Source organism: Caballeronia arvi (genome assembly GCF_001544695.2).
GTDB lineage: Bacteria > Pseudomonadota > Gammaproteobacteria > Burkholderiales > Burkholderiaceae > Caballeronia > Caballeronia arvi.
The window spans coordinates 1-8865 of record NZ_FCOM02000123.1 but is presented as its reverse complement, the minus strand read 5'-3'; the positions used below and the strand labels follow the sequence as shown (position 1 = coordinate 8865).

Below are 8865 nucleotides of genomic sequence, written 5' to 3'. Positions count from 1 at the left end.
ATCGGCGGCGACACGCAGTTCGTGCTCGGTGCGAGCGGTCATATCGCGGGCGTGATCAATCCGGCGTCGAAGAACAAGCGCAGCTACTGGATCGACGGCACGCTGGGCGGCGATGCGCAAGCCTGGCTGGAGTCGGCGAAGTCGCAGCCGGGAAGCTGGTGGACTCACTGGATCGCGTGGCTGCAATCGAACTCGGGCAAGCAGATATCGGCGCCCAAAAAGCCGGGCAACGCAACCTATAAGCCGATCGAACCGGCGCCGGGGCGCTACGTTGCGAAACATCCGCCCGAGGTCATGGGCGCCTGAGTGGTCGCGACTTGGATCGACAGGTCGCGAGACTCGGCGTGCAGGGCATCAATTTGCGCAAGAATTTCATCCTTCCCGTGGGACGCTACGCAAGCCGGCTCCTTCCACGCTCATCCACGCTGATGCGGTCGTCGTTGCTCCTGGCTCTTACTCAACGAATTTCCTTTCTGGCCTCGTGAACGACTAACTAATTGTGCGTACGACTATGCAACCGCTCAATGCCAATCCTTCCCGGAAGATCAAATCTGTCTTGATCGCCAACCGCTCTGAGATCGCGATCCGTGTGATGCGCGCCGCTTCGGAGATGGACATTCGCACCGTCGCGATTTACTCGCGCGAGGACCGCCTAGCGCTGCACCGCTTCAAGTCCGACGAAAGCTATCTCGTCGGCGAAGGCAAGAAGCCGCTACAGGCTTATCTGGATATCGACGACATCTTACGTATCGCCCGCGCCGCAAAAGTGGATGCCATCCATCCAGGTTATGGATTTCTCTCGGAGAATCCCGACTTCGCGGAGGCCGTGATTGCTGCTGGTATCGAATGGATTGGCCCGCGTCCCGAGGTCATGCGCACCTTAGGCAATAAGGTCGCGGCTCGAAACGCCGCCGTGGCCGCCGGAGTGCCGGTGATGCCGGCTACGCCACCTTTGCCACAGAGCCTAGACGAGTGCGAGAACCTAGCGGCCAGCATTGGCTACCCCTTGATGCTCAAGGCCAGTTGGGGTGGCGGCGGACGTGGCATGCGCATCATCCGCACTGAAGCCGAAATGCCCGAGGCGCTAGCGGCGGCTCGACGCGAGGCGCTGGCCGCCTTTGGTAACGACGAGGTCTACTTCGAGAAGCTGGTCGAGCGCGCGCGCCACGTCGAGGTTCAGATACTCGGCGACCGTCACAACAACGTCGTGCACCTATTCGAGCGGGACTGCACTGTACAGCGCCGTAACCAGAAGGTAGTAGAGCGAGCGCCCGCGCCTTATCTCGACGACGCCCAGCGCCAGGCTCTGTGCGAGAGCGCCGTGCGTCTGATGCAGTCCGTGAACTACACGCACGCGGGCACGGTTGAGTTTCTGATGGACGCCGACAGCGGCCATTTCTACTTCATCGAGGTCAATCCACGAATACAGGTAGAGCACACCGTCACTGAGCTGATCACCGGCGTAGACATCGTTAAAGCCCAGCTGCGCATCAGCGAAGGCGGGCATATCGGCGTCACTGAAGATGAGCAACCAAGTGCCCATGCCAGCGGCGTCCCCGCGCAAGAGCGAATCCGCATTAATGGCACGGCCGTGCAATGTCGAATCACCACCGAAGACCCCGAAAACGGCTTTCTGCCCGACTACGGGCGACTGTCGGTTTACCGCAGCGCGTCCGGTTTTGGTGTCCGACTCGATGCAGGGACTGCCTACGGCGGGGCCGTCATCACGCCGTACTACGACTCGTTGCTGGTCAAAGTCACGGTCTGGGCGCCCACGGCGAAGGAGTCGGTCCAGCGCATGACCCGGGCGCTTCGCGAGTTCCGCATCCGAGGCGTAGCGTCAAACCTGCTGTTCTTGGAGAACGTGATCAATCATGCGGACTTCACCGCAGGCACGGTGACCACGCGATTCATCGACAATACGCCCGAACTGCTGGAATTCGTTAAGCGGCGCGATAGGGGCAGCAAGCTGCTGGGCTTCATGGCCGACGTCACCGTGAATGGAAATCCCGAGATGGCGGGCCGCAAGCTGCCGGATCTACCGTTTCTCAAGCCCGTGCTGCCACGTGTAGACCTGGGCACCCCCATACCGCGTGGTACGCGCGACGGCTTGAAGAAACTCGGCCCGAGGAAATTTGCGCAGTGGATGCTGGACAGCAAGCCCGTGCTGATGACCGACACGACCCTGCGCGATGCCCATCAGTCGCTGTTTGCCACGCGCATGCGCACGGCCGACATGCTGCCCATTGCGCCATTCTATGCGCGCGGATTGCCGCAACTATTCTCATTGGAATGCTGGGGCGGCGCGACGTTCGACGTGGCCATGCGCTTCTTAAAGGAAGACCCTTGGCAGCGTCTGGCCCAACTGCGCGAACGCGTGCCCAACATCCTGTTCCAGATGCTGTTGCGAGGCGCTAACGGTGTAGGCTACACCAGCTATCCGGACAACGTGGTGCAGTTCTTTGTCAAGCAGGCAGCAGAAGCCGGCGTAGACCTGTTCCGCGTGTTCGATGCGTTGAACTGGGTGCGCAATATGCGCGTGTCGATCGACGCCGTGCTGGAGTCGGGCGCGCTGTGCGAGGGCGCCATCTGCTACACCGGCGACCTGTTCGACCCTGCTCGGAGCAAGTACGACCTGAAGTACTACGTCGGTATTGCCAAGGAACTGCAGCAAGCCGGCGTGCATATCCTGGCTATCAAGGACATGGCAGGCATCTGCCGCCCGCGCGCCGTGGCAGCGCTGGTCAAGGCACTGAAGAACGAAACCGGCCTGCCCGTGCACTTTCACACCCACGACACCAGTGGAATTGCTGCCGCTTCGGTGTTGGCAGCCGTCGAGGCCGGCTGCGATGCGGTGGACGGTGCGCTGGACGCCATGAGCGGTCTCACTGCCCAGCCCAACCTCTCGGCGATGGCCGCAGCTCTGGAAGGGACCGAGCGCGACCCCGGTCTGTCACAGCATGCGTTACATCAAGCGTCGACCTACTTCGAGGGAGTGCGCCGGTTCTATGTACCATTCGAAAGCGACATACGCTCAGGCACGGCCGACGTCTATCGCCATGAGATGCCCGGTGGTCAGTACACCAACTTGCGTGAGCAGGCACGCGGCTTGGGGCTGGAGCACCGCTGGACCGAGGTCTCGCAAGCCTACGCCGACGTGAATCGGCTGTTCGGCGACATTGTCAAGGTTACGCCCACCTCAAAGGTAGTGGGCGACATGGCATTGATGATGGTGGCCAATGACCTTACGCCTGCCCAAATCGCTGATCCGGCGCATGAAGTAGCTTTTCCCGAGTCGGTGGTGGCATTGTTCAAGGGCGAACTCGGATTTCCGCCGGACGGCTTCCCGCAAGATCTGTCGCGCAAAGTGCTCAAGGGTGAGCCCCCAGCGGCCTATCGCCCCGGCGACCATCTACCGCCCGTAGACCTCGAAGCAGCTCGCAGGACCGCCGCGCAAGCGGGTGGCATGTCCATTGACGAGATGGACGACCGACAACTGGCGAGCGCGTTGATGTACCCGAAAGTGGCCAGCGACTTCCATCAGCACCGGCAAAAGTACGGCGATGTGTCCATCCTGCCTTCTCCGACCTTCTTCTATGGCATGAAGTCGGGCGATGAAGTGGCGCTGGAGATTGATGCGGGCAAGACTCTGCTGGTGAGCCTCCAGACTATTCAAGAGGCTGAGGGCGTCGCGAAGGTGCAATTCGAGATGAACGGTCAGTCGCGCATGACAAGCGTCGCGCGAGCCGGCGTGGCCGCCTCCGCACAGCGCGAGACGGCAGAACCCGGCAACCCGTTGCATGTTGGCGCGCCCATGCCGGGCGCAATCGTCACGGTACCGGTAGTTGCTGGCCAACAAGTGCAGGCGGGGGCGACACTGCTATCGCTGGAGGCCATGAAGATGGAAACCCACATGACGGCTGAACGCGAGGGGGTAATCGAACGCGTGTTGGTCAAGCCTGGAGACCGAGTCCAGGCTAAGGACCTGCTGATCGTATGGCAAGCATGACGGCGGCACCGATGAACTGGGTCGGGAAAGGCTCGCTGAGCTTACTCCGCCAGTGCCGCCGCGGGGGCAAGGCAGCGCATCGTCATGTGTTGCTCAAGGAGATCCGACGATATAAGCCACCGAAGCAAAAATCTCAGACAACACTTCACATAAAGGAATTGATCGATTTTTGCTTGTAGTCCTAATTTCACAAAGTTGTTGGACGGCAACCGATTCCTTTTCGCTCGATCACCATTGAAACGTAAAGGGTCGTTCCGTGCATGTTCTGGAGGCGCGCTGCCTGCTAGCGGAGACTGCCAGCCGCATCCTGCCGCAGGTAGAAGCATCGCTCTGCTGAGCGGGAATTGGGCTTTTCCGGCGGACTAGGGGCGACTTTCCAGTTCGTGCGCGCGTACGCGTGGAAAAAATGATCAAAGGGGCTGCGTGCCAAAGTGATGCTGACGAGAAAGGAGAAGGGGGCTTTTTCGCAGCAACTGGTCAACTCAGTCCCATGAAGATTGGTTTCTCGGCAGCGCGCCCTGTGGATCGTAGACGCCGAGGCGGTCCGTCGGATCCAGGTGCTCCCGTGTACAAAACGAGGTTTGTACCCCCTGGCGTAAGACGGGATTTGAAAAGAATGCCCTTTGCGCCGCTCGAGACGACCTCATCGCCGATGATCCAACTCGGTGGCTCGATCCGCTCATTGAACCAGTAGTGACGCCAGTCGCAATAGAAATCTTCCCACAGGGAGGACCATCTGCCGCCGTCGTATCCGTTGGTGAAGTCGACGATAGGAGCGGCCGTGAGGCTGTAGCTCACGAGCGTCCCAGGTGGCATCAATGACGATAACTGCTGATACTCCCTGACAGCGGTGGCATAGTCCAACGCCAGATACAGCGCGTTGAGGCCAATGCGGTTCGCCCGCCCGCCGTGCGTTCCCGCGCCGGCGCCGCTTGTTGGCGCGATTGCCCACTTTGGAACGTGCATTCGATCGACAGTTACCCCGGTCAGCTCTCTGAGGATCATCCTGCTGCGCCCGCCTCGAGCGATGAAACATAGCGGAGGACGTCGTCGGCCCGACCTTCAGATACCAATTGCTCGGCGGTCTTGTAGTTGAACACGGGCAGCGGTTCGTTTCGATACCAGAAGAGCGCTTTCGTGACGTCCCCGGAGATATCGGTGGCCGCGCGAATGACTCGCAGGGCGTCGCGGAGAAATCGTTGTACGCTCTCCGATGCAGGCTGACGGCTAATCGTGTTCCGATGCACGTGGGCTTGCTGAGCCAGCGTTTGCAAGTCGATATGCAAGGCCTCGCCGAAGCGACGGGCTGAGACGATCGGCGCCGGGTCGTCCGGGTCGCGAAGCGAGGCCATGAAACGATCAAAGCTCGCATCCGCGCTGGGAATCGCACTGGTATCGGAAGTCATGGTTCGCTCAATGCACACAAGATGCACAATATTAGCATAATGCCGGGCACCTGGATCATGCTGCATCCGAGCCTCAGCTGCCGATCTCTTGTGCCTGCCGTCGCTGGCGGGAGCGCTGCGACGTGTCGCTAGAGAAGAATTTTGACACTGTCATTTGTGCGCTATGAGTGCACTTTTTGGGCCGATTGGTCGCAGGAGGCTTTGAGGAGTTGAATCGCGTATTTTGTTTGGTGCGGTGCAGCATTTTCTGTTATAATTCTAGGCTGTGCTCACAGGCACTGTCACTTGATTGCACCATTTCATCCGGCCTGCTCGTGTAAGCGGGCCGCGTCCCCGCTCGTTGCGATACCACAAGTCACGTCCGCATTCGGCCCTTGAATGTCCATGACGCGCGCCGGCGCGAGCTCTCAGCCGCCGGTCTTGCCATCGCCGAGCGCACCTGCCAAGGAGAATGCATGACAAGTTTTGATCGTGAGGTTTCTAAGTCTGCTCTCACCTCATTCATGCCTAAGGCCCCAGGCCGACGTGGGCCGAAGGCCAAAGCTGCACTCTTGCTGCCGATGGACGCGGTGTCCTCAGCGTCGCAAGACGCAGAGCGGCAGCGCCAGATGCGCGCGCTGATCCAGTTGGGCAAGACGCGCGGCTACCTGACTCATGCAGAAATCAACGATCACTTGCCGGACAACTTCGCGCAGACCGCTGCGATCGAAACCATTGTCAGCACCTTCAACGACATGGGCGTAGCGGTCTATGAGCAGACGCCGGATGCCGAGACGCTGCTCCTGAACGACGCTACGCCGGCCGCGATGTCGGACGATCAGACTGACGAGGAAGCGGAAGTTACCCTCGCCACGGTGGATTCTGAGTTTGGCCGCACCACCGATCCCGTGCGTATGTACATGCGTGAAATGGGCGGGACGGAGTTGCTGACGCGCGCGGGTGAAGTGGAGATTGCGAAACGCATTGAAGGTGGCCTTCACGAAATGATCCAGGCTATTGCGGCCTGTCCGGCGACGGTCTCCGCGATCCTTTCGAGTGTGGATCAAATCGAGGCGGGCGAACTGCGCATTGACGAATTGGTTGACGGTCTCAATGACGACGCCGCTGCGGCCGATACGCGTGTCTCGGACTTGTGTGATTCGGATGAGCGCACCGCGGACGCCGCTGATGCCAATGACCGCAATGAGGAGAAAGGCGACGAAGAGGGCGATGAGGTGGTCGACGAAGCGGACGACGAATCCGGCGCGACCGAGCAAGAGGATTCGGCAAAGGCAAATGAAGCCCGCCTGAAACAGCTCACGAACGACAGCCTTGCCATTTTTGCGCGCGTGCGCGAGTTGTTCGCTCAACTTCCGCGCGGTGACGCGATGCAAGGCGGGGACATCGTGGCCTTCGCACATGTATGTGAGGCGATGCAGCGCGAATTGGCGCCCATTCGCTTTACGGCGCGAACCATCGATCGGCTGTGCGCGGACGTGCAGCAGCAGGTCGCGCAGGTGCGCGCGATCGAGCGCCGTGTCTTGCAGATTGCTGTTGACCGGTGCGGGATGCCGCGCCAGAAGTTTATCGAGTCGTTTCCCAAGCATGAAACTGACCTTGGCTGGACCGAACGCGTGGCCGCGGCGTCAAACAAGTATGGCGCCGCGCTCGAGCGCAGTTTGCCGGCGATTCAGGCGGAGCAGGAAAAACTGATCGAGATCGAAGCCAACGCCGGACTGCCGCTGCAGCAACTGAAGAAAATCAATCGGCAGATGATGGCGGCCGAGTCGAAAATGCGTCAGGCAAAGGGCGAGATGATCGAGGCGAACCTGCGCCTCGTGATCTCCATCGCGAAGAAGTACGTGAACCGCGGCATGCACTTTCTGGATCTGATTCAGGAAGGCAATATCGGCCTGATGAAAGCCGTGGACAAATTCGAATATCGACGCGGCTGGAAGTTTTCCACCTACGCGACATGGTGGGTGCGTCAAGCGGTGACGCGTTCGCTTGCGGATCAGGCGCGCACGATTCGCGTGCCGGTGCATATGATCGAATCGATCAACAAGCTCAATCGGATTTCGCGCGAGATTCTGCAGCAGACCGGACAAGAAGCGCATCCTGCATTGCTGGCGGAGCGCATGGAATCGACCGAAGAGAAGGTTCGCGCCATGTTGAAGGTCGCCAAGCAACCGATCTCACTTGAGATGCCGGTGGGCGAGGACGCGGATGCGACGCTTGGCGACATGATCGAAGATCCGATGGCGGCGTCACCCGCGGACGCGGCCGTGCACGCGAACCTGCGCGATGCGATCGACGAGGCGCTCGATGCGCTGTCGCCGCGTGAAGCGAAGGTACTACGGATGCGTTTCGGCATCGATACGCCGTCCGACTTCACGCTCGACGAGCTTGGCAAACAATTCGACGTGACGCGCGAACGGATCCGACAGATCGAAAGCAAGGCAATGCGAAAACTGATGCACCCGAGTCGGGCAGACAAGCTCCGGCAATTTCTTGACCACTGAGTTCGTGGCCATTGAGTCACAGCCCGAGTCGATGCCAGATCGATTCGACAACTCGAATATCCGGGCAGCGCCGCGGCGGAAAGCGGCGCGGGCCCCGATAGGGCCCGCGCCCTTGCCGAATCATCGCTCAAAAGGGGGCGGACTGGTCGCTCGCGCCGAGCGCCGCTCACCGGACCCGGAATCACAGCACGATGGCTGTAGGTATCTAGCCTCAGTGTTACAGCAAGATCGCTTGCTGCAAAAGCTCCAGTGCTTTCAACTCGTCCAACCGACCCGTGCGTGCTTTGCCCGCTAGCGTCTTGATCAACGCTTCAGCGATCGGCTCGATACCGTAGAGATTGTCCACGCTAGTCACGGAAGGGGAGGGGAGCGATACGGTTTTTCGCTGGGTTAGGGCGGAGGCAGACAACCGTTCAATCGCGGTCGGTGAGGCGAGCGGAACGTGCTGCTCGCTTTCGTCAAGTGAGTGACCGCCCATCTCGCCCGGAGAATCATTGGCATGATCTTGCATGGCGACGCCGATCGTCTCTTCCTCGCTCGGCACGTTTGCCGACACACTTGAGCTTTGCGTATCACCCTGACCGCCCAGAAGAAGGGCGCCCGGGCGCGGCTTTGCTGCGGCACGCTTCCTTGGCACGCTGCTCTGAGTTGCGAGCACAGCTGGCTCGTCGGGTTGAACGGATGCGCGACCCCGCGCGGCAGGGGTCAGCAAACGTGACACCGACTCCGGGATCTCGGCTTCAGCGCGCGGTGTATCGAGCCAGCCGACTGGCAAGCCGAGTCGCTCGGTGAACCGGCTCGCTTCGGTATCGTCCATGCGCTTCTTCCCATGTAGCCGATGGGCCATGTTGGACCCGCTCAACGCCATGACCACACCCAGTCTTACTTTCGATCCGTTGCGGGTCGTCAGAACGTGAAGGTTAGCGCGTCGAATGCTTTCGACGTCGGC

At 60.4% G+C, this 8865-nt stretch carries 4 protein-coding genes and 2 pseudogenes; 3 read left to right on the top strand and 3 right to left on the bottom strand.

Features of this window, described 5'->3' with window-relative positions; all coding sequences use genetic code 11:
• Positions 1-306: pseudogene (locus tag AWB74_RS42745) on the top strand (class I poly(R)-hydroxyalkanoic acid synthase); the annotation flags it as partial.
• Positions 307-511: 205 nt separating this feature from the next.
• On the top strand, positions 512-4009 hold the full coding sequence (locus AWB74_RS42740) for a pyruvate carboxylase (protein ID WP_061152548.1): 3498 nt from the start codon (positions 512-514) through the stop codon (positions 4007-4009).
• Between the two features lie 477 nt (positions 4010-4486).
• Here AWB74_RS42740 and AWB74_RS42735 read toward each other — a convergent pair whose 3' ends face one another.
• Both AWB74_RS42735 and AWB74_RS42730 read right to left on the bottom strand, forming a co-directional pair.
• On the bottom strand, positions 4487-5014 hold the full coding sequence (locus AWB74_RS42735) for an RES family NAD+ phosphorylase (RefSeq protein ID WP_235024925.1): 528 nt from the start codon (positions 5012-5014) through the stop codon (positions 4487-4489).
• Positions 5011-5415 carry an antitoxin Xre/MbcA/ParS toxin-binding domain-containing protein gene (locus tag AWB74_RS42730; protein ID WP_061152547.1) on the bottom strand — a complete coding sequence of 135 codons (405 nt, stop codon included), beginning with the start codon at positions 5413-5415 and terminating at the stop codon, positions 5011-5013. Before AWB74_RS42730 ends, AWB74_RS42735 begins: the two co-directional genes overlap by 4 nt.
• Before the next feature lie 455 nt (positions 5416-5870).
• On the opposite strand from AWB74_RS42730, the gene rpoD reads away from it, so the two are divergent.
• Positions 5871-7916, top strand: coding sequence for an RNA polymerase sigma factor RpoD (gene rpoD, locus AWB74_RS42725; protein WP_061152546.1), 2046 nt, complete (start codon positions 5871-5873; stop codon positions 7914-7916).
• A gap of 217 nt (positions 7917-8133) precedes the next feature.
• Here the strand turns inward: rpoD and AWB74_RS42720 are convergent.
• A pseudogene (locus AWB74_RS42720) lies at positions 8134-8865 on the bottom strand (hypothetical protein); the annotation flags it as partial.

What these genes read in the sequence shown, in the direction of transcription:
- AWB74_RS42740 (WP_061152548.1), top strand. Translation starts at nt 512, where the DNA reads ATGCAACCGCTCAATGCCAATCCTTCCCGGAAGATCAAATCTGTCTTG.
- AWB74_RS42735 (WP_235024925.1), bottom strand. Translation starts at nt 5,014, where the DNA reads ATGATCCTCAGAGAGCTGACCGGGGTAACTGTCGATCGAATGCACGTT.
- AWB74_RS42730 (WP_061152547.1), bottom strand. Translation starts at nt 5,415, where the DNA reads ATGACTTCCGATACCAGTGCGATTCCCAGCGCGGATGCGAGCTTTGAT.
- rpoD (WP_061152546.1), top strand. Translation starts at nt 5,871, where the DNA reads ATGACAAGTTTTGATCGTGAGGTTTCTAAGTCTGCTCTCACCTCATTC.